General features: G+C 59.4%; 17 protein-coding genes and 2 rRNA genes (1 of these 19 running past the window's edge). 8 read left to right on the top strand and 11 right to left on the bottom strand.

The features are described from left to right. Positions 1 to 5: 5 nt before the first annotated feature. Both LCH97_RS16760 and LCH97_RS16755 read right to left on the bottom strand, forming a co-directional pair. On the bottom strand, positions 6 to 251 hold the full coding sequence (locus tag LCH97_RS16760) for a hypothetical protein (RefSeq protein ID WP_227302640.1): 246 nt from the start codon (positions 249 to 251) through the stop codon (positions 6 to 8). 232 nt (positions 252 to 483) lie between these two features. Then, on the bottom strand, positions 484 to 1,605 hold the full coding sequence (locus tag LCH97_RS16755) for a cupin domain-containing protein (protein ID WP_227302639.1): 1,122 nt from the start codon (positions 1,603 to 1,605) through the stop codon (positions 484 to 486). A gap of 140 nt (positions 1,606 to 1,745) precedes the next feature. On the opposite strand from LCH97_RS16755, the gene LCH97_RS16750 reads away from it, so the two are divergent. Then, positions 1,746 to 2,225, top strand: a complete 480-nt coding sequence (locus LCH97_RS16750; protein ID WP_227302638.1) for a peptidylprolyl isomerase — start codon at positions 1,746 to 1,748, stop codon at positions 2,223 to 2,225. Positions 2,226 to 2,294: 69 nt separating this feature from the next. On the opposite strand, the gene LCH97_RS16745 is transcribed toward LCH97_RS16750, so the two are convergent. The 6 genes from LCH97_RS16745 to LCH97_RS16720 form a co-directional block, all read right to left on the bottom strand. Next, on the bottom strand, positions 2,295 to 3,008 hold the full coding sequence (locus LCH97_RS16745; RefSeq protein ID WP_227302637.1) for a phosphatase PAP2 family protein: 714 nt from the start codon (positions 3,006 to 3,008) through the stop codon (positions 2,295 to 2,297). An 8-nt stretch (positions 3,009 to 3,016) separates the two neighbouring features. Then, a complete protein-coding gene (prmC, locus tag LCH97_RS16740; protein WP_227302636.1) occupies positions 3,017 to 3,832 on the bottom strand; it encodes a peptide chain release factor N(5)-glutamine methyltransferase in 816 nt (271 codons plus the stop codon). A 3-nt stretch (positions 3,833 to 3,835) separates the two neighbouring features. Continuing rightward, positions 3,836 to 5,278: a magnesium transporter gene (gene mgtE, locus LCH97_RS16735; protein ID WP_227302635.1), complete on the bottom strand. Its 1,443-nt coding sequence runs from the start codon at positions 5,276 to 5,278 to the stop codon at positions 3,836 to 3,838. A gap of 406 nt (positions 5,279 to 5,684) precedes the next feature. Continuing rightward, positions 5,685 to 6,368, bottom strand: coding sequence for a monofunctional biosynthetic peptidoglycan transglycosylase (gene mtgA, locus LCH97_RS16730; RefSeq protein ID WP_227305405.1), 684 nt, complete (start codon positions 6,366 to 6,368; stop codon positions 5,685 to 5,687). A gap of 3 nt (positions 6,369 to 6,371) precedes the next feature. Next, a complete protein-coding gene (gene aroE, locus LCH97_RS16725; RefSeq protein WP_227302634.1) occupies positions 6,372 to 7,193 on the bottom strand; it encodes a shikimate dehydrogenase in 822 nt (273 codons plus the stop codon). Between the two features lie 100 nt (positions 7,194 to 7,293). Beyond that, the gene (locus LCH97_RS16720) at positions 7,294 to 7,743 is read right to left on the bottom strand and encodes a rhodanese-like domain-containing protein (RefSeq protein ID WP_227302633.1); all 450 of its coding nucleotides are present in this window, start codon (positions 7,741 to 7,743) and stop codon (positions 7,294 to 7,296) included. Between the two features lie 325 nt (positions 7,744 to 8,068). Between LCH97_RS16720 and glnA the strand changes: the two genes are divergently transcribed. From glnA to LCH97_RS16695, 5 genes are all read left to right on the top strand, one after another. Beyond that, positions 8,069 to 9,487, top strand: coding sequence for a type I glutamate--ammonia ligase (glnA, locus tag LCH97_RS16715; RefSeq protein ID WP_017510235.1), 1,419 nt, complete (start codon positions 8,069 to 8,071; stop codon positions 9,485 to 9,487). A 153-nt stretch (positions 9,488 to 9,640) separates the two neighbouring features. Further along, a complete protein-coding gene (locus LCH97_RS16710; RefSeq protein WP_227302632.1) occupies positions 9,641 to 10,132 on the top strand; it encodes a DUF4124 domain-containing protein in 492 nt (163 codons plus the stop codon). Positions 10,133 to 10,317: 185 nt separating this feature from the next. Beyond that, positions 10,318 to 11,370 (top strand): nitrogen regulation protein NR(II), encoded by a 1,053-nt coding sequence (gene glnL / locus LCH97_RS16705; RefSeq protein ID WP_227302631.1) that lies wholly within the window; start codon positions 10,318 to 10,320, stop codon positions 11,368 to 11,370. A gap of 18 nt (positions 11,371 to 11,388) precedes the next feature. After that, on the top strand, positions 11,389 to 12,852 hold the full coding sequence (gene ntrC, locus LCH97_RS16700) for a nitrogen regulation protein NR(I) (RefSeq protein ID WP_227302630.1): 1,464 nt from the start codon (positions 11,389 to 11,391) through the stop codon (positions 12,850 to 12,852). After that, positions 12,849 to 13,367, top strand: coding sequence for a GNAT family N-acetyltransferase (locus LCH97_RS16695; protein ID WP_227302629.1), 519 nt, complete (start codon positions 12,849 to 12,851; stop codon positions 13,365 to 13,367). The genes ntrC and LCH97_RS16695 overlap by 4 nt, the downstream gene beginning before the upstream one ends. A gap of 73 nt (positions 13,368 to 13,440) precedes the next feature. Here the strand turns inward: LCH97_RS16695 and LCH97_RS16690 are convergent, their stop codons facing one another. Further along, positions 13,441 to 14,364, bottom strand: coding sequence for a LysR family transcriptional regulator (locus LCH97_RS16690; RefSeq protein ID WP_227302628.1), 924 nt, complete (start codon positions 14,362 to 14,364; stop codon positions 13,441 to 13,443). Positions 14,365 to 14,465: 101 nt separating this feature from the next. Between LCH97_RS16690 and metE the strand changes: the two genes are divergently transcribed. After that, the gene (gene metE, locus LCH97_RS16685; protein WP_227302627.1) at positions 14,466 to 16,745 is read left to right on the top strand and encodes a 5-methyltetrahydropteroyltriglutamate--homocysteine S-methyltransferase; all 2,280 of its coding nucleotides are present in this window, start codon (positions 14,466 to 14,468) and stop codon (positions 16,743 to 16,745) included. Between the two features lie 504 nt (positions 16,746 to 17,249). Further along, positions 17,250 to 18,038: an ABC transporter substrate-binding protein gene (locus LCH97_RS16680; RefSeq protein ID WP_227302626.1), complete on the top strand. Its 789-nt coding sequence runs from the start codon at positions 17,250 to 17,252 to the stop codon at positions 18,036 to 18,038. A 140-nt stretch (positions 18,039 to 18,178) separates the two neighbouring features. Here the strand turns inward: LCH97_RS16680 and rrf are convergent. Next, a 5S ribosomal RNA gene (gene rrf, locus LCH97_RS16675) occupies positions 18,179 to 18,291 on the bottom strand. Between the two features lie 105 nt (positions 18,292 to 18,396). Then, positions 18,397 to 20,386 (bottom strand): 23S ribosomal RNA (locus LCH97_RS16670); it runs 901 nt beyond the window's last position.

The raw sequence follows: 20,386 nt of genomic DNA, 5'->3' as shown, positions 1-20,386 counted from the left end.
CGTGATTACTGAGCAGCGGAAGCAGCCGGAGCGGAAGCGTCAGCAGCCGGAGCGGAAGCGTCAGCAGCAGGAGCGGAAGCTTCAACAGCAGGAGCGGAGGCTTCAACAGCAGGAGCGGAAGCTTCAACTGGAGCTTCTTCTTTTTTACCGCAAGCGGACAGAGCAACGGCCAGCAGGGCAGCAACGATGAGCGACTGTTTCATTTGTGTATTACCTTTGAAAGTAAGTGTTGAACAAGACGTCTGGTTCACTACTCTCTCTCAAAAAAATTCCAGACAGAGAAAGCAGTGTAGATACTGTCAGTGCGCAAATTCTAGCACGAATAAAATTGTTGGGAAGGGGGTAAACGCTAATTTATTGCGGATATTTGCATCGGCGATGCTGCATCGCAACATTTCACCAAGGCAAAACCCCGTGTTTTCGATAAAAAATCTTCGTTTACGATCACTTACCTTGCCTCATTCATGCGACAGCAGGATGACACTAGGCCGCGATATGCCACCAACCCGACAGATAACCCTCGAACAACAAAGGCATCATACTGTCTGACAATCCGGCAGGATCTAGCTGGCGGGTATTCGCCAGTTTCTGCCATGCGGCCAACTGCGCGGGTTCGCATTCCAACAGCTGTCCGTTGCAGTACAGCATGTCATTAACATAAAGAATCTGGCTTTTCAAATCCAGAACAATGCCATTTGCTCTGGCCTGTTCGGCAAAGTCGTCTTCATCCAGCTCGTCCTCGGCCCCCTCATAAAACACGTGCGGCTTGGGTTCAGTGAGGTAATGCCCCAGGAAGTCGGCCACCACTTTTTTATCCCAGCTGATCTGCTGCAGCATCTGGCTGACCTGCTCTACCATGGCATCGCTGATCTGTGCCGGCGCTGCCTGTTGCTGCAGGTCCGGGTCGGCATAACGGCCTTGCACACAAATGCGGTCTTGCAGGTACACCAGGAACTCGGTGGCAATTTCCTGCGCTGATGGCGCACGGAAACCGATGGAGTACGTCATGCCCGGCTCCAGCGCCACGCCGTAATGTGCGCATTTGGGCGGCAGGTACAGCATGTCGCCGTGCTCTAGGATGAATTCCTCTTCAACCTGGAAGTCTTTCAATACTTTGATCGGTGCATCTTCAATAAAAGACTCGTCCTTTTGCGACGAAATCTGCCAGCGCTTGCGCCCACCCACCTGTAGCAGGAACACATCATAAGAATCGAAGTGCGGGCCAACCGTACCGCCAGGCGGCGCGTAGCTGATCATCAGGTCATCCAGCCGCGCGTACGGCATGAAATCGAAACGCCACAAAATGTCGGCAATATGCGGCAGGTGGTGGTTGACGTTCTGCACCAGGATGGTCCAGTCGGTTTCCGGCAGGCGGCGCAAGCGGCCGGCACGAAAAGGGCCCCGCTCCAGGTGCCACTTGCCCTGCTTGTACTCTATCAGGCGCGATTCCACGTCCTCATCGGCAGCCAGCTTGGCCAGCCAGGCGTAATCCACATGCTCGCCGACATCTTTCAACGCACCGCGGATGAGCAAAGGCTTTTTGTGCCAGTACTCTTTTAAAAAGGTCTCGGCGGTCATGCCGCCCAGAAGTTCGATTGGTTTCATGGCAGATTCTCGTTACGCATTCAGGCAATGGTTTACAATACGGGGATATCTGTTTCGCGCCGGATTTTGCTGCAGCCCAAGGCTTGCCGGCCTGCGATGCATCAAGATTCCCTTTCTTTTCTCTACGACGGTACCGCCTCATGCAAATCGTTAAAAACTCGGTCGTAACCATTCACTACGAAATGTACGACGCCGACAACACCCTGCTCGACAAAACTGAAGAGCCAATTGCTTACCTGCATGGCGGCTACGACGGCATTTTCCCGCTGGTGGAAGAAGCACTGCACGGCAAAGCCGTGGGTGAATCCATCACCGTCACCCTGACCCCGGACGATGCCTTTGGCGAGCCGGAAGAAGAGCTGGTGCGCGTAGAGCCGCTGGACGTTCTGCCGGAAGAAGTTGAAGTCGGCATGATGTTCGAAGCAGACGACCCGGAAACCGGCGATGTTATCCTGTTCCGCGTGACTGACGTAGCCGACGGCAAAGCCGTTCTGGACGGCAACCACCCACTGGCCGGCCTGACCATCCGTTTCCAGGCTACCGTGGCAGAAGTTCGCCAGGCCACCCCGGACGAAATCACCCACGGCCACGCCCACGGCGAGCACGGTCACCATCACTAAGCCATTGCACATGGCAGGCAGATGACAAAACGGGGCGCACGCCCCGTTTTTTTTTGCGCCCCGCCTTTTTCAAACAGCGGGCATTTTCCCGCGCAACACCACCGCGCACAGTGCCAGCGTGATCAGGTTATAAAGTACATAAGCCTCGTTCGGCCTCGCCTGCCCCAGTTTCCACACCGTAACGACCAGCAGCACCAGTGCCAGCGCTTTTATTGCCTGTAACAACAAGGCATCTGGCCAGCTACTTTTGCGCACCCGCCCGGCAAGATGAGCCAAGGCAAAGCCGCAAGCGGCACCGGCCAGCACATCCAGCGGCCAGTGCACCCCTATCGCCAGCCGCGACAGGCAGACCAACACCGCCAGCAAAGCCAAGCACAGCTGCGCAGGGAGCGAGCAACGTGGCATCAGCGCACCTGCCAACACCCCCACGGCAACAGCGTGCCCGGAAGGGAACGAGCGGTTACCCGGCAACACATCCAGCAGATGCACCGTACCCGCAGGCAAGACCAGCGGCGGGCGAAGCACATCAAAACCTGCTTTCAAGGCGATACTGGCCAAAATACCCGCCGAGCCCAACGCCAGCATGCGCGGCAACAAGGCAGGCTGCCTGGCGGCCAACAGTAGCAATACGCCAATCACCAGCGTCCACTCGCCGGCCATGCTCAGCAACCGCCATACGATGCCCGGTACGACGGCAAGAGCATGATGCAGGGTAATGAATAATGGCTGGTTCACGCCGGTCAGCCACACCAGCAGCGCCAATGCCCCAAACACCACGGCCATGCCCCTGCTCATGGCTTGCAACCCAGCGTGACACGATCCAGACCGGCCAGATCCTGCAGCGTGTGTACCTGCAGCAGGCCGGCTTGCTCGAACAGCTCGCGGCACGCCGGGCCTTGGTCGTAACCGTGCTCCACCATCAGCCAGCCGCCTGCGGCCAACCTGGCGGGTGCCCCAGCGGCGATGGCGCGCAGGCAGTCCAGGCCATCGTTACCGTCGGTCAGCGCCATGCGCGGCTCGAAACGCACGTCGCCTTCACCCAGATGGTGATCGGCGGCGTCGATATACGGCGGGTTGCTGACAATCAGCTCGTACTGCGCATCCACAGGCAACGGGGCAAACCAGCTACCGTGGTGAAATGCCACGCGCGCACCCAGCGCCCCGGCATTACGGCGCGCCATGGCCAATGCGTCGGACGACAGGTCGACCGCTGCCACCTGCCAGCCAGGGGCTTCCAGCGCCAACGTTACCGCGATGGCGCCGCTACCGGTGCCCAGATCTACCACACGGGCAGCCGCCTTGCGGCCAACCTTGTCCAGCGCAGCCTCTACCAGATGCTCGGTTTCGGGGCGAGGAATCAGCACCGCCGGCGATACCGCAAAGCAGCGGCCATAGAATTCGCGCTCGCCTAGCAAATAGGCCACCGGCTCACCCGCCAGGCGGCGCAGGGCGAGCTGGCTAAACGCTTGCCACTGCGCATCCGGCAGCAGCTCGGGGCCTGCCGACACCATGGCGCTGTGGCTCAGCCCGCTGACGCGCGCCAGCAAGAGCCGCGCTTCCAGCCGTGGCAGGTCAAAATGGCGTAATACTTCGTTTAGCGTAGGCATGGTTTACAGCAAGAACAGGCTGGCGAGGCCGAGGAAAATGAAAAAGCCGCCCGAGTCGGTACACGCGGTAATCAGCACGCTGCTGCCCACCGCGGGGTCTTTGCCGAAACGCTCCATCATGGTGGGAATCAGCACCCCCATGGACGCCGCCAGCATCAGGTTCAGCGTGGTAGCGGCCAACATGACCAAGCCCAGCGAGAAATTGCCGTACAGCATCCAGGCCAGCACGCCCAGCGCTCCGCCCCAGACCACACCGTTAATCACCGATACACCCAGCTCTTTGCGCCACAGGCGGTTGGCCTGCCCCGGCTGCAGCTGGCCCATAGCCAGGGCGCGCACGATCATGGTGATGGTCTGGTTACCGGAGTTACCGCCAATCCCCGCCACAATCGGCATCAGTGCGGCCAAGGCGACCAGCTTTTCGATACTGCCCTCAAAGGCACCAATCACACGGCTGGCGACAAAGGCGGTACACAGATTAATGGCCAGCCAGGCCCAGCGGTTTTTAACCGAGTCGATCACCGGGGCAAACAGGTCTTCCTCTTCTTTCAGACCGGCCAGGTTCAGCGCTTCGGTTTCCGATTCTTCACGAATCAGATCCACCATCTCGTCTACCGTCAGGCGGCCAATCAGCACGCCGTGCTCGTCCAGCACCGGCGCCGTTACCAAGTCATAGCGTTCAAAGGCCAGCGCGGCGTCGGCGGCGTCTTCTTCCGGGCGGAAACTCACCACCTCGGTGGCCATAACGTCAGCCACCAGCGCGTCGGTGTCGGACACCAGCAGTTTGCGCACCGGCAGCACGCCCTTGAGCACGCCGTCTTCGTCGGTCACAAAAATCTTGTCGGTCTGGCTGGGTAGCTCGTCAAAGCGGCGCAGATAGCGCAACACTACCTCGCAGCTAACATCGGCGCGGATCTTCACCAGCTCGAAGTCCATCAGGGCACCGACCTGGTGCTCTTCGTACGACAGTACCGACTGCAGCTGCTGGCGCTCTTCTTCGTCCAGGCCACCCATCACCTCGTACACCACCTGGCGCGGCAAGTCGGCGGCCAGGTCGGCCAGCTCGTCGGCGTCCAGCTGCTCGGCAGCGGCCACCAGCTCGTGCTGCTCCATCGACTCGATCAGCGATTCGCGGACAGCGTCAGACACCTCCAGCAGGATGTCGCCTTCGTCGTCGCTATGCACCAGATTCCACACCAGCAGGCGGTCTTCCAGTGGCAGGGCTTCCAGAATGTAGGCGATATCCGCCGGGTGCAAGGCTTCGAGCTTGTGCTCCAGCTCGGCCAGGTTTTGTTTGTGAACGAGCGACTCCACCAGGTCATGGCGCGGCATATCCTGGCGATGCACAAGGTCCTCCACCAGACGATGGCGCTCGATAAGGCGCTGCACCTGGGTGAGGCTGTCCTGCAGACGATCGGTGGGTTGTTTCTTGTCGACAACCGTCATGCACGTCTCCTTCCGCCTTTGGCGGGAATGACGCTGCATCCGGCAAAAAGGCGAGGCTAGTTGTGAGCCTGAATGGCTAAATCAGATGAGTAATAACTGGGTAAGTCCATGAGTTACACCGCGCTCCTGCGCAGCTATCACGAAAGAGGCGGAATTGTAGCATGCGATGCTGCGGGCAACCAGCGCAGGCGGGGGCGAAAACCAGCCATCCGGCAAGGTGGCTTCAATAAGAAAAATGCTTGCCTTGTACGTATCGGGCAGCAGGCAAAAGCTTGCCATACACGCCCTCATAGCCAGGCGGTGGTACGACACCGATAGCGGCATGGTCGCCAGGCCTGCTGCAACGGCCAAAAGCAAACTGGCCCCGCAAGCGAGGCCAGTCCACATACCATAAGGCTGCATAAAGCTACGGCGTATCCGCCATCGGCATGCGCCGCAAAATAATGCGGGTCTTGCGCGCCAGGCCCGGTGCATTACGGTGCTCATCGTAATAACGCGGGTTAGGCACCATGGCGGCCAACTTGGCGGCCTGGCCGGCAGATAAGCGCGATGCGGGCGTGCGGTAGTAGTAACGCGCTGCAGCTTCGGCACCAAACACGCCATTGCCCCACTCGATCACGTTCAGGTAGATCTCGAAGATGCGTCGCTTGTCCATCACCGCCTCCAGCATCACCGTGATCATGGCCTCTTCCAGCTTGCGCCACGGGGTTTTGCGGCCGGACAAGAACAGGTTCTTGGCCAGCTGCTGGCTAATGGTCGAGCCACCGGCCACGATGCGCCCTTGTTTCATGTTCTTCTCGAACGCCGCCTCGATACCATCCCAGTCAAAACCTTCGTGGTCGACAAACTTGGCGTCCTCAGAGGCGATCAGCGCGCGCTTGAGGTTGGGCGAAATGCGCTCGTACGGTACCCATTTGTGGCGCAGCTCGGCCTCGGGGTCGTCTTCCTGCAGCCGCGCCAGTTGCTCGGTCATGAACGCGCTGGCCGACGGGTTAAAACTGCGCCAGTACACGATGTGGCCGAAGATCCACAGGTTGTACAGAAAAAGGGCGGCCAACAGGGCCGCCCCGATGCGTAAGGTCCAGCGCAACACTTAGGCCAGTACCTCGCGCAGCATATTGGTCACCTTGCGCGTTTCCGGCTGCACGTCACGCCAGATGCGGAACGACTCGGCCGCCTGCTCCACCAGCATGCCCAGGCCATCGGCCAGCATACCGGCCTGCTCGCTCTGGGCGCGGCGCAGGAATGGCGTCAGACCACGGCTGTACACCATGTCGTAAGCCAGCGCGCCCGCTGCAAAAATGCCGGCAGGCATAGGTGGCAACTCGCCCTGCAGGCTGGTGGACGTGCCATTGATGACGATATCGAACTGGCGGCCAGCCAGCGCCTCATAGCCTGCCGCCTCGATCTGGCCCAGGCTGGCAAACTGTGCGGCCAACGCTTCGGCCTTGGCCACGGTACGGTTGGCAATGGTCAGGGTAGCCGGCTTTTCTGCCAGTAGCGTCGGCAGTACGCCGCGCACCGCGCCACCCGCCCCCAGCAGCAGTACGCGCTTGCCGGCAATGGCGACGTCCAGGTTGTCGACGATGTCACGTACCAGGCCCACGCCATCGGTGTTGTCACCGTAAATCTTGCCATCACGGAAACTCAGGGTATTGACCGCCTCGGACAGGCGGGCGCACTCGCTGACTTCCTGGGCAAAACGGAAAGCATCGCCCTTGAACGGCAGCGTCACGTTCAGGCCGCGGCCACCCGCAGCGACAAACGCAGATACCACTTCGTCGAATTTGCCGATATCGGCAAACAGTTTTTCGTACTGCAGAGCCTGGCCGGTGGCGCTGGCAAATTCGTTATGGATGAAAGGCGATTGGCTATGCGAAATAGGGTTGCCAATTACAGCGTAACGATCAGTCATGATTCACTTCTCTATATAGGGTAAGTCAGGCAAGCCGGTGGCAGCCGCTTGGCCGAAAGCACACTTTGCCTTGTCGGACAGGAAACTGCAACCCGCGCTGTCAGCCCTGAATCCATGGCAAGCCGGCGGCCTTCCAGCCATTGAGCTGGCCGCGGTGCTGTTGTGCATCACGATCGCCTTCAAAACCTTCCAGCACGTTATAAACCTCCGCATAGCCAGCCTCTACCGCCAACCTGGCTGCCTCGTCCGAGCGGGCGCCGCTGCGGCAGATAAACAGCACCGTCGCGGCCTTGTCCACTTGCTGCTGCAGCTGGCTGACAAAGGCGGCATTGGGCACCATGCCGGGGTAGCTGCGCAGCTCGATACGCACCGCGTCGGGAACCACACCGACAAACTGCCACTCTGCAGCACTACGCACGTCCACCATCACCACACCAGGCAAGCCCTGGCGCAGCGCCCAGGCCTCGGCGGGCAATACCGCACCGCTATAAGCCAGGCCCAGCTCGCCACCACGGTTACGGGCGGTGGACAGAATGGTTTCGACAGTCATTTTGCTCTCCTTCAATAGGGATGGGGTCAGGGCCACGGCTGTCTATTGATTGTCATCACGACATCACGGCACGATTTGCATAATAATGTTGGCCATCATGCAGCGTGGCAAGCAGGCAGGCAAGCGTTGCCATGCACCAAAAACGCGCACCAAATTAGCGCACGCACCAAAATAGCTCGCAAATAGCCTAGACTGGCACGCCAGGCGGGTGAATGCAGTACCCTAAACCGCGCCTGATGGCTGGCACGGTTCATGCTTTTAGTCCGGCACACCTGTATTTGTGCCATCTCGTTTGATGCACTTAGCTTTTCTCTAGGAGATATCCATGGCGGTTGCAGACGTAGTCAAGCTCATTACCGAAAACGACGTAAAATTTGTCGACTTGCGCTTTACCGACACAATGGGTAAAGAGCAGCACGTAACCATTCCGGCACACGTTCTGCTGGAAGACGCTGACGAGTGGTTCGAGCGCGGCCACGCGTTTGACGGCTCCTCCATAGCCGGCTGGAAAGGCATCCAGGCCTCCGACATGCTGCTGATGGCCGACCCCGCTACCGCCAAAATCGACCCGTTCTTCGACGAGCCGACCGTATTCATGAGCTGCGACGTGATCGACCCGGCCGACGGCAAGGGTTACGACCGCTGCCCGCGCTCGGTTGCCAAACGCGCCGAAGCCTACCTGAAAGCTTCCGGCATTGGCGACACCGCCTTCTTTGGCCCGGAGCCGGAATTCTTCATCTTCGACAGCATCACCTGGGGCACCGACATGTCCGGCTGCTTCGTGAAGATCAAGGCAGAAGAAGCTGCCTGGGCTTCCGCTGAAGAATTCGAAGGCGGCAACACCGGCCACCGCCCTGGCGTGAAAGGCGGCTACTTCCCGGTACCACCGGTAGACTCCTCGCAAGACATCCGCTCGGCCATGGTGCTACTGCTGGAAGAGCTGGGCGTACCGGTAGAAGTACACCACCACGAAGTGGCGACTGCCGGCCAGAACGAAATCGGTACCAAGTTCAGCACCCTGACCCAGCGCGCTGACTGGACCCAGATCCTGAAGTACGTGGTACACAACGTCGCCCACAGCTACGGCAAAACCGCCACCTTCATGCCTAAGCCTATCGTTGGCGACAACGGTTCCGGCATGCACGTGCACCAGTCCATCTGGAAAGATGGCAAAAACCTGTTTGCCGGTGACGGCTACGCAGGCCTGTCCGACATCGCCCTGTACTACATCGGCGGTATCATCAAGCACGCCAAGGCACTGAACGCCATCACCAACCCGGGCACCAACTCCTACAAGCGTCTGGTACCGCACTACGAAGCACCGGTAAAACTGGCCTACTCCGCCAAGAACCGTTCCGCTTCCATCCGTATCCCGCACGTAGCAAGCCCGAAAGGCCGCCGTATCGAGGCACGCTTCCCGGACCCGCTGGCTAACCCGTACCTGTGCTTCTCCGCCCTGCTGATGGCTGGTCTGGATGGTATCCAGAACAAGATCCACCCAGGCGATGCCGCAGACAAGAACCTGTACGATCTGCCGCCGGAAGAAGACAAACTGATCCCGACCGTGTGCGCCTCGCTGGATGAAGCCCTGGCCGCACTGGACGCCGACCGCGAGTTCCTGACCCGTGGCGGTGTGTTCTCGAACGAATGGATCGACGCCTACATCGACCTGAAGATGAAGGAAGTGAACCTGACCCGCATGACTACCCACCCGGTAGAATTTGCGATGTACTACAGCCTGTAAGCGATTCGACCCGCGTACGCTGCAACCCCGCACCGGCAACGGTGCGGGGTTTTCATTTACTCAAGGCCTGGCAAACCGCAGCACGCAGCCAGCTCCGGCTTTTTTGCATTGGCACTGCCAAGCGGCAAGAGATTGAATTATCATGCGTTTGCAATGACTATCGCCTATTTCCCCATGCGTCGTACTCTGTTCATCTTGCTCCTTTGCAGCCTACCCCAAGCTCAGGCCAGCACCATTTATCGCTATGTTGATAAAGACGGGCACGTTACGTTTACCAATATGCCGCAGCCAGGGGCCCAGGCCATCTCGATTACACCGGCCAACACGGATGGAGGTACGCGTGGCAGCATCACGCCACGCAACGGCTCGGTACGCCAACGCGCGCCTGCGGCCAACGTAGCCGTACCGTCGGTAGACGCCGGCACGCAACGCAACCGCGACGAGGGGCGCCGCCGTATCCTGCAAACCGAGCTGGAGAACGAACAAAAAGCCCTGAGCGACGCGCGCACCGCTTTGAGCGAAGCCCGCCGCAAACCAGGCACCGCCGCAGCGCAGCTACAACGCCTGCAAGACGCGGTCACCGACCGCGAACGCAATATCGATGCGCTGAATAAAGAACTAGGCAATAGCACCGCACCAAAGTAGTGCAGTAAACTCACCAGAACGATGCCCCCACCCGAACACTTCTGTTTGTGCGCCGTTTTGTAGCACATAGCGTGTCCGCACCGGCAACAACCCGCCCGGCTCACGGGCGCGGCTTTTGCTAAGGCAACAGTCATACCCGCGCCACCCTGGCGCAGGTAGCCCTACAGGCAAACCGGACCAACACCATGCCCCTACACCCGTATGCCGGACTCGACCTGCTCGATACGCCGGTGATGATTGTCGAGCGCAACGGCCAGCTTCACTATGCCAACCCGGCCAGTGAAAACCTGCTGGGCATCAGCCACAAAGGGCTGAAAAAACACACGCTATACGAGCACTTCCACCACCCGCGTGCCTTGAAAAACGCCGTGCAAATGGCGCTGGATCACGCTGGCAGCTTCATCGAGCACGACCTGGAAATCTCGCCGGAAGGCGACCACCCGCTGCATATCGGCCTCACCGTGACACCGATCGACGGGCCGGTACGCCTGGCGCTGGTAGAAATGCGGCCTATCGAGCAACAGCTGCGCATCGTCAACGAAGAGCGCCTGCTACTGCAGCAGCAAGCCAACCGCGAGCTGATCCGCAACCTGGCGCATGAAATCAAGAACCCGCTGGGTGGCATCCGTGGTGCCGCCCAGTTACTGGAACACGAAATCGCCGATCGCCCCGAGCTGCTGGAGTACACAGGCGTGATTCGCGAAGAAGCCCTGCGCTTGCAGTCGCTGGTAGACCGGCTGCTGGCACCGCACCGTCGCCACATTGCCAACGACGTGAATATTCACGAAGTACTAGAGCGCGTGCGCAGCATCATCCTGGCCGAATACCCGCAAGGCTTGCTGGTAAAGCGCGACTACGACATCAGCCTGCCCATGTTGGCCGCAGATAAAGAGCAGCTCATCCAGGTGGTACTGAATATCGGCAAGAACGCGGTACAAGCCATGCAAGGCAACGGCGAGCTGGTTTTTCGCACCCGCGTGGCACGCCAGGTCACGTTGGCGCGAAAGCGTCACAACCTGGCACTAAAATTGCAGATCATCGATAACGGCCCCGGCATTCCGGAAGAAATCCGCAACCATGTGTTCTACCCGCTGGTCACAGGCCGGGCAGAGGGCACCGGGCTGGGACTGACGCTGGCGCAAACTTTTGTGCACCAGCATGGCGGTACCATCGAATTCGAATCGCGGCCGGGCTACACCTGCTTCACGGTACTGATGCCGTTCGGCCCCGATCAATAAACCACAAGGCGAGCCAACATGACGCAAACGGTCTGGATCATCGACGACGACAAAGCCATCCGCTGGGTGCTGGAAAAGTCGCTCTCGCGCAGCAATATCGCCTACCAGAGCTTTGCCAGCGCCGACGATGCGCTGAACGCCCTGTACGACACCATCCCCAGCGTCATCATCAGTGATGTACGCATGCCGGGCACCGATGGCCTGAAATTTCTGGGCAAAGTCAAAGCCGACTACCCCGCGCTACCGGTCATCATCATGACGGCGCATTCCGACCTGGACTCGGCTGTCTCGGCCTTTCAGGGTGGGGCGTTCGAGTACCTGCCCAAGCCGTTCGACGTAGACCAGGCGGTGGCGCTGATCGAACGCGCGCTAGCCGAAAGCCGCAGCGGCGACGCTGTCGGCGAAAGCCCGGAAGCCATGCCGGCCCTGCTGGGCCAGGCGCCGGCCATGCAGGACGTTTTCCGCGCCATTGGCCGCCTGTCGCAGTCTAGCGTGACGGTGCTGATTACCGGCGAATCCGGCACCGGTAAAGAACGCGTAGCCGAGGCGCTGCACCGCCACTCGGTACGCGCCAGCAAACCGTTTATCGCGCTGAACACCGCGGCGATTCCGAAAGACCTGCTGGAATCCGAGCTGTTCGGCCACGAAAAAGGTGCTTTTACCGGCGCCGTAGGCAGCCGCCGCGGCCGCTTTGAAGAGGCCGAAGGTGGCACGCTGTTTCTGGATGAAATCGGCGACATGCCCACCGAGCTGCAAACCCGCCTGCTGCGCGTGCTGTCCGATGGCCACTTTTACCGCGTAGGCGGCCATACGCCGATCAAGGCCAATGTGCGCGTCATCGCCGCGACCCACCAGCACCTGGAGGAGCGCGTCAAGCAAGGCCAGTTCCGCGAGGACTTGTTCCACCGCCTGAACGTGATCCGCCTGCGCCTGCCGCCGCTGCGCGAACGCAGCGAAGATATCCCGCTGCTGGTACGCCACTTTCTGTCGCGCAGTGCGGCCAACCTGGGTGTGGAGCCCAAGCGCCTGTCCGATAGCGCCATGGCTTTTGTGCGCCAGTACGCCTTCCCCGGTAACGTGCGCCAGCTGGAAAACCTGTGCCAGTGGATTACCGTGATGGCGCCGGGCCAGACCGTGGAAAGCGCCGACCTGCCGCTAGAGTTCCGCCTGCCTGTCGAGGTTGTGCCGTCAAGCCATAGCCATGACGCCGAGGCCAGCGCCCAGCCCGCCACGCCCTTGCCTGCTGCAGCCGCACAGGCAGAGGGCGACTGGCTGCAGCTGCTGGCACGCGAGGTCAGCCAAAGGTTGGCCGCAGGGGAAACCGGCATCATCGACGACCTGACCGCTCGCTTCGAGAGCACCTGCATCAAGAGCGGCCTGGCACACACCGGCGGGCGTAAAGTCGAAGCTGCACAGCTGCTGGGCTGGGGCCGCAACACGCTTACGCGCAAAATCCAGGAGCTGGGGCTGGAGCACGAATGATCACCATCCGCCCTTTGTACAGCATCGCTGAGCCACAGTTGGCCGCACTGGTATCGCTACTGCAAGACAGCGTACACGGTGGCGCCTCGGTGGGCTTTCTGGCACCGCTAGCGCACGAAGAAGCACAACACTACTGGCAAGCTGTCGCAGCTGCGCTGGGCCCGCTGCTGCATTGCTGGGTGGCAGAAGATCAAGGCCGGGTTATCGGCACCATCCAGCTGGCGCTATGCGGTAAGGCCAACGGCCGCCACCGTGGCGAAATCCAGAAACTGATGGTACACAGCACGGCACGCGGCCAGGGTATAGCGCGCCAGCTGATGCAGCAGGCGGAACACGCAGCCTGGGCTGCCGGCTGCAGCACGCTGGTGCTGGATACCGATAGCACATCGGTAGCGGCCAGCCTCTACCCCAAGCTGGGCTGGGTACACGCCGGTGACATTCCGGCCTACGCCGCCAGCCCGGATGGCAGCCTGCATACCACCCGCTATTTCTACAAGCTGCTAGGTGCCCAGTAGCCATTGGCAGCCAACACGCAAACGGCACGCCGCAGCTTGCGGACGTGCCGTTTTTACTGGTGGCAGGCTAGCCTCAGGCCAGCACGCTCAAGCCGGGCAGCGTGGCAAAACTCTGCTCGCGCACGGTATGCAGAAAATCATGCATATACGCCAGCCCCGCATCATCCTGGCGTAATGCCGCGTACAGCTCGCTTTGCAAACCTGCATCACCAATGCGCGCACTGGCAATATAGCCGCGGTCCAGATACGGTTTCACCGCCCAGAACGGCATGGCCGCCACGCCGCGGCGGCTGGCCACCAGCTGGATAATGGCCACCGTCAGCTCCGAGGTGCGCCGTGCAGGGTTCACCCCTGCCGGCTTCAGCACCTTGCGCACCAGGTCCAGCATCACATCCGGCACCGGGTAGTGGATCAGCGTTTCGTCGGCAAAATCCCCGGCCTGCCACACCGGCTTGGCGGCCAGCGGATGATCTTTCGCCATGATCAGCACCATCTCGTAGGCAAACAAGGGCTGGTAGACCACACCATCCTGCTGCTCCGCCTCCGAACAAATGGCCAGGTCGGCACGCCGCGTCAGCAGCAAACCCACCGGGTCGGCGTGAAAGCCGGACACGATATCCAGCTCCACCGCCGGCCAGTGCTGGCGAAAGGCGTCCATCGCCGGCATCAGCCAGTCAAAACAGGTATGGCACTCCACTGCAATGCGCAGCTCCCCCGCCTCGCCTTCACGCAGCCGTGCCAGGTCGCGCTCGGCCTGCGTCACGCGCGCGGCCACGTCGCGCGCCAGCGCCAGCAAGCGCTCGCCAGCCGGGGTAAAGCGCAGCGGCTGCGTTTTGCGCTCGAACAAGGCCAGGCCATAAGCCTCTTCCAGCGCTTTGAGCTGGTGCGATAGCGCCGACTGCGTCAGGAATACGCGCTTGGCCGCCTGCGACACGCTGCCGCACTCGGCCAGCGCCAGCAGGGTTTTTAGATGGCGGAGTTCCAGCTGGCTTTGCATTATGAACCACCTTAATGATCAACGTTAAAATAATGAAATTGCTTCATGATTGTAGTTGCCGCATGCTGAATGCACAACATTCATCACGAAAGGCATTCCACATGAGCCAAGTTCATCTTTTAGGTTTTCCCCGCATCGGCGCCAAGCGCGAACTGAAATTCCTGCTGGAGCAATACTGGCGTGGCGACGTCAGCGAGCAAGCGCTACAGCAAGGCGCACGCGAATTGCGCCAGCGCCACTGGCTGCTGCAAAAAGGCGCCGGCGTCGACCTGAGCCCGGTAGGCGACTTCTCCTTGTACGACCACGTACTGGATGCGCAAATTCTGGTTGGCGCTATCCCGCCGCGCTTCGGCTTCGATGCGGCCAACCTCAGCCAGGCACAGTACTTTGAGCTAGCACGCGGTAATGCCAGCCAGCATGCGCTGGAAATGACCAAGTGGTTCGATACCAACTACCACTACCTGGTACCGGAGTGGCACGCCAATACCCCCTTTGCGGCCAACCCCGCCCCGTTGCTGGCACAAGTAGCCGAAGCGCAGGCGCTGGGCCTGAAAGCCAAGCCGGTGCTGGTCGGCCCGCTTACCCTGCTGTGGCTGGGCAAGTGCAAAGGCGCCGACTTCGATCGCCTCAGCCTGCTGCCGGCCCTGCTGCGCAGCTACCAGGCGCTGCTGGGCGCGCTGAACGACGCGAAAGTGGACTGGGTGCAGCTGGACGAACCCATCCTGGCGCTGGACCTACCGGCCGAATGGCTCGCCGCCTTCCACATCACCTATCAAACGCTGGCGGCGACGCCGCTCAAGCTGCTACTGGCCACCTACTTCGGCAGCGTGGCCGAGCATGCCGACCTGCTGCACAGCCTGCCACTAGCCGGCGTGCATCTGGACTTGGTGCGTGCACCGGAACAGCTGGCCACCCTGCTGCAAGGTTGGCCGCAAGGCCGCGTGCTGTCGGCAGGCCTGATTGATGGCCGCAATATCTGGCGCAATAACCTGTCCGCCACGCTGGCAAGTGCCGCCAAGCTGCGCGAACTGCTGGGCGATCAGCTATGGCTGGCCCCAAGCTGCAGCCTGCTGCATACCCCGGTAGATCTGGCGCAGGAAGTGCAGCTGGATGTAGACCTGAAGAGCTGGCTGGCGTTTTCAGTACAAAAGCTCAACGAACTCAAACTGCTCAAACGCGGCCTGCAGCAAGGGCAAGACAGCATCAGCAACGAGCTGGCCGCCAGCGACTTTGCCAGCCAGCAACGCCGCCAGCACCCGCGTATCCACCGTGCCGATGTCGCCGAACGCGTGGCCAGCTTGCCGGCAAACAGCGACCGCCGCCACAGCCCTTACCCGGTACGCGCCGCTGCCCAGGCCGCCTGGCTGAAGCTGCCGCTGCTACCTACCACCACCATTGGCTCGTTCCCGCAGACCGCCGAGATCCGCAGCGCACGTGCCGCCTTCAAACGCGGCGAGCTCGATGCCGCCGCTTACCAACAAGCCATGAAAGCCGAAATCGAGCTGGTGATCCGCAAGCAGGAGGCACTGGATATCGATGTGCTAGTGCACGGCGAAGCCGAGCGTAACGACATGGTGGAGTACTTTGGCGAACAGCTGGCAGGCTTTGCCTTTACCGAATACGGCTGGGTGCAAAGCTATGGCAGCCGCTGCGTGAAACCGCCGCTGATTTTTGGCGACGTCGCCCGCCCGCAAGCCATGACCGTGGCCTGGTCTGTGTACGCCCAAAGCCTGACCCCGCGCCCGGTGAAAGGTATGCTCACCGGCCCGGTAACCATCCTGCAGTGGAGCTTTGTCCGCGATGACCTGCCGCGCAGCGAGGTGTGCCGCCAGATTGCGCTCGCCATCAACGACGAAGTACTGGACCTGGAAAACGCCGGCATCAAAGTGATCCAGATCGACGAGCCAGCCGTGCGCGAAGGCCTGCCGCTAAAGCGTGCCGACTGGGATGCCTACCTGGCCTGGGCTGGCGAAGCGTTCCGCCTGTCGTGCGCCCGCGTCGATGACAGCACGCAGATTCACACCCATATGTGCTACTCGGAGTTTGGCGACATCCTGCCGGCCATCGCCGCACTGGACGCCGACGTGATTACCATAGAAACCTCGCGCTCGGACATGGAACTGCTGCGTGATTTTGCCAGCTTTGCCTACCCCAACGAAATCGGCCCCGGCGTGTACGACATCCACAGCCCGCGCATTCCAGCCGAACACGAACTGGAGAAACTGCTCAACAAGGCACTGGATGTAATCCCCGCGCAACGGCTGTGGGTCAACCCGGACTGCGGCCTGAAAACCCGCGGCTGGCCCGAAGCCGAAGCAGCACTGCAACGCATGGTGACCGTCACACAGCGCCTGCGCAGCAAACTGGCCACTACCGTATAGACACGCCACCGAGCCTGTAGCCTGCGCCAAAAAGGGCAGTCTACAGGTCGGAGGAAAAAACCTTACCGTTTACAGCGCCCCCTCGTTTGCCATGCAAACGGGGGCCTTATTGATGGCGAGCACGCAGCTGATCCATGCCTGTGCTTGACACACTCACAGCCAGTTTGCTTGCGTTGACAAGCATTTAGCTGGTCGCCTCATGCAACAGAAGGCAGACGGTCACGTAGTCTGCCGTTAAGCCAACATTGGCCACTGCGCCCAACACGACAAGGTACGGATAGCGCATCGCCAGTAGTGCCGCATCTTGCCTACCGTATACGCCCGCTTCGACGTCCACCACACCTCCAAAGCCTTTCCACACCCGCCTAACCAATCAGCATCCCCGCAGCCAATATCGGCAAGTGTTCACTATAATCAGCCGAGGCATGCTGAAATAGCATCAGCTCTTTGCATGGTCTGGCGTATAACGACCAGCCCTCGCCAGGAGAAACCGAAGGAGGCTTGATGGGTGTTAACTTGGTGAGTCGTGCCATCGTACTGTCCACCCTGGCATGCTCTGCTTGGGTGGCAAGTGCGGCAGACGCTATAGTACTGAGCTACTCCGGCAATCCCGACTACCCTCCCTATCACTGGTGCCGCGACAATCAGGGCCTGACCGGTGCCAGCGTAGAACAGCTTCAACTGATCTTGCCTGCAAAGGTCAAACTACGCCCTCAACTTTACCCATGGAAGCGGGTGTTGCAACGTGCCGAAAATGGCCAAATAGACATTGTCCTGCCTTTGCGCATCAATGCCGAGCGCGCCCGCTATCTACGCTTCAGCCAAAATCCCGCTTTCGAAAACCCTATTGCCATTTTTGTCCGTAAAGGTCAAAACATACCCTATCAGGGCTGGCATAGCCTTAAACCCTATCGTGGCGGCATCAGCTTGGGTGACATTTTTGGCGATGGCTTTGACCAGTATCTGGCGGCCAACCTTACGGTAGAAAGTGCACAAGATATGGCGAGCAATTTCAGGAAACTCGAACTAGGCCGTATCGACTACTTCATCACCGGCAGGTATGTCGGTGTCGCTTATCTCAAGCAACGGCAACTCGCCAACATTATTGTGGATCTACCTCAACCGGTTTCGGTCAGTAAGATTCACATCGGTTTCGGTAAGCACGTACCTGACGAGGTGATCAAAGAAATAGACAAGGCCTTGAGAAAAATGGCCGATAACGGCGCCTCAACGGCATTGCTAAAAAAGTGGGTCAACATTTATGCAGAAAGCAAAGACACTGGCTGTTTCTGACCCCCAACATAAAGCCCGCGAAAGCGGGCTTTATGTTGGGTGGGCAGGCTGCGGCCAAGGTTGGCCGCGGGGTGCATGCGGTGTTTTCGCGGCACCAAAGCAAAAGCCCAGCTCGTATGAGCTGGGCTTCGGTATGGGGCGTCTGGCGGTGTCCTACTTTCACACAGGAATCTGCACTATCATCGGCGCTGAGGCGTTTCACGGTCCTGTTCGGAATGGGAAGGCGTGGGACCACCTCGCTATGGCCACCAGACATAAACTGTCACAAACTTGAAGAAGCCAGGCTGGAAACCTTCCAGCCGGTAGAATTTTCTTGTATCAACCAGCGCTTCATCATCAACAAAGCAACTCAAATGATAGGATCAAGCCTCACGAGCAATTAGTATCGGTTAGCTTAACGCCTCACAGCGCTTCCACACCCGACCTATCAACGTCCTGGTCTCGAACGACTCTTCAGGGAGGTCAAGCCTCCAGGGAAGTCTCATCTTCAGGCAAGTTTCCCGCTTAGATGCTTTCAGCGGTTATCTCTTCCGAACTTAGCTACCCGGCGATGCGACTGGCGTCACAACCGGTACACCAGAGGTTCGTCCACTCCGGTCCTCTCGTACTAGGAGCAGCCCCCGTCAAACTTCCAACGCCCACTGCAGATAGGGACCAAACTGTCTCACGACGTTTTGAACCCAGCTCACGTACCACTTTAAATGGCGAACAGCCATACCCTTGGGACCGGCTACAGCCCCAGGATGTGATGAGCCGACATCGAGGTGCCAAACTCCGCCGTCGATGTGAACTCTTGGGCGGAATCAGCCTGTTATCCCCGGAGTACCTTTTATCCGTTGAGCGATGGCCCTTCCATTCAGAACCACCGGATCACTATGTCCTGCTTTCGCACCTGCTCGACTTGTCGGTCTCGCAGTTAAGCTACCTTTTGCCATTGCACTATCAGCACGATTTCCGACCGTACCTAGGTAACCTTCGAACTCCTCCGTTACACTTTGGGAGGAGACCGCCCCAGTCAAACTGCCTACCATGCACTGTCCCCGATCCGGATCACGGACCAAGGTTAGAACCTCAAACACACCAGGGTGGTATTTCAAGGACGGCTCCACTGAAACTAGCGTTCCAGCTTCATAGCCTCCCACCTATCCTACACAAGTCTGTTCAAAGTCCAATGCAAAGCTACAGTAAAGGTTCACGGGGTCTTTCCGTCTAGCAGCGGGTAGATTGCATCTTCACAAACATTTCAACTTCGCTGAGTCTCAGGAGGAGACAGTGTGGCCATCGTTACGCCATTCGTGCGGGTCGGAACTTACCCGACAAGGAATTTCGCTACCTTAGGACCGTTATAGTTACGGCCGCCGTTTACTGGGACTTCAATCAAGAGCTTGCACCCCATCATTTAATCTTCCAGCACCGGGCAGGCGTCACTCCGTATACGTCCACTTTCGTGTTGGCACAGAGCTGTGTTTTTGTTAAACAGTCGCAGCCACCTATTCTCTGCGACCTCTACTAGCTTCGGACGCGAAGTCCTACACCAACAGAGGCACACCTTCTCCCGAAGTTACGGTGTCAATTTGCCGAGTTCCTTCTCCTGAGTTCTCTCAAGCGCCTTAGAATTCTCATCCTGCCCACCTGTGTCGGTTTGCGGTACGGTTCTTATGCAGCTGAAGCTTAGTGGCTTTTCCTGGAAGCGTGGTATCAGTTACTTCAGGTCCGTAGACCCTCGTCATCACCTCTCGGCCTTAAGGTGCAGCGGATTTGCCTACCGCACCAGCCTACCGGCTTAAACGACCTATTCCAACAGGCCGCTAACCTAACCTTCTCCGTCCCCACATCGCACTGCATAAAAGTACGGGAATATTAACCCGTTTCCCATCGACTACGCTTTTCAGCCTCGCCTTAGGGGCCGACTCACCCTACGCCGATGAACGTTGCGTAGGAAACCTTGGGCTTTCGGCGAGCGGGCTTTTCACCCGCTTTATCGCTACTCATGTCAGCATTCGCACTTCTGATATCTCCAGCAGGGTTTACACCACCACCTTCACAGACCTACAGAACGCTCCCCTACCACGGACACATTAATGTGCCCATCCGCAGCTTCGGTTATCAGTTTGAGCCCCGTTACATCTTCCGCGCAGGACGACTCGACCAGTGAGCTATTACGCTTTCTTTAAATGATGGCTGCTTCTAAGCCAACATCCTGGCTGTCTAGGCCTTCCCACCTCGTTTACCACTTAACTGATCATTTGGGACCTTAGCTGGCGGTCTGGGTTGTTTCCCTCTTGACGATGGACGTTAGCACCCACCGTCTGTCTCCCATGCTTGCACTTTCCGGTATTCAGAGTTTG

This window comes from Vogesella sp. XCS3, assembly GCF_020616155.1.
Classification (GTDB): Bacteria; Pseudomonadota; Gammaproteobacteria; order Burkholderiales; family Chromobacteriaceae; genus Vogesella.
This window is presented reverse-complemented; position numbering and strand designations above follow the sequence as displayed.

Coding starts and splice junctions, on each gene's coding strand:
- LCH97_RS16755 (WP_227302639.1), bottom strand. CDS start 1,605: ATGAAACCAATCGAACTTCTGGGCGGCATGACCGCCGAGACCTTTTTA.
- LCH97_RS16750 (WP_227302638.1), top strand. CDS start 1,746: ATGCAAATCGTTAAAAACTCGGTCGTAACCATTCACTACGAAATGTAC.
- LCH97_RS16745 (WP_227302637.1), bottom strand. CDS start 3,008: ATGGCCGTGGTGTTTGGGGCATTGGCGCTGCTGGTGTGGCTGACCGGC.
- prmC (WP_227302636.1), bottom strand. CDS start 3,832: ATGCCTACGCTAAACGAAGTATTACGCCATTTTGACCTGCCACGGCTG.
- mgtE (WP_227302635.1), bottom strand. CDS start 5,278: ATGACGGTTGTCGACAAGAAACAACCCACCGATCGTCTGCAGGACAGC.
- aroE (WP_227302634.1), bottom strand. CDS start 7,193: ATGACTGATCGTTACGCTGTAATTGGCAACCCTATTTCGCATAGCCAA.
- LCH97_RS16720 (WP_227302633.1), bottom strand. CDS start 7,743: ATGACTGTCGAAACCATTCTGTCCACCGCCCGTAACCGTGGTGGCGAG.
- glnA (WP_017510235.1), top strand. CDS start 8,069: ATGGCGGTTGCAGACGTAGTCAAGCTCATTACCGAAAACGACGTAAAA.
- LCH97_RS16710 (WP_227302632.1), top strand. CDS start 9,641: ATGACTATCGCCTATTTCCCCATGCGTCGTACTCTGTTCATCTTGCTC.
- glnL (WP_227302631.1), top strand. CDS start 10,318: ATGCCCCTACACCCGTATGCCGGACTCGACCTGCTCGATACGCCGGTG.
- ntrC (WP_227302630.1), top strand. CDS start 11,389: ATGACGCAAACGGTCTGGATCATCGACGACGACAAAGCCATCCGCTGG.
- LCH97_RS16695 (WP_227302629.1), top strand. CDS start 12,849: ATGATCACCATCCGCCCTTTGTACAGCATCGCTGAGCCACAGTTGGCC.
- LCH97_RS16690 (WP_227302628.1), bottom strand. CDS start 14,364: ATGCAAAGCCAGCTGGAACTCCGCCATCTAAAAACCCTGCTGGCGCTG.
- metE (WP_227302627.1), top strand. CDS start 14,466: ATGAGCCAAGTTCATCTTTTAGGTTTTCCCCGCATCGGCGCCAAGCGC.
- LCH97_RS16680 (WP_227302626.1), top strand. CDS start 17,250: ATGGGTGTTAACTTGGTGAGTCGTGCCATCGTACTGTCCACCCTGGCA.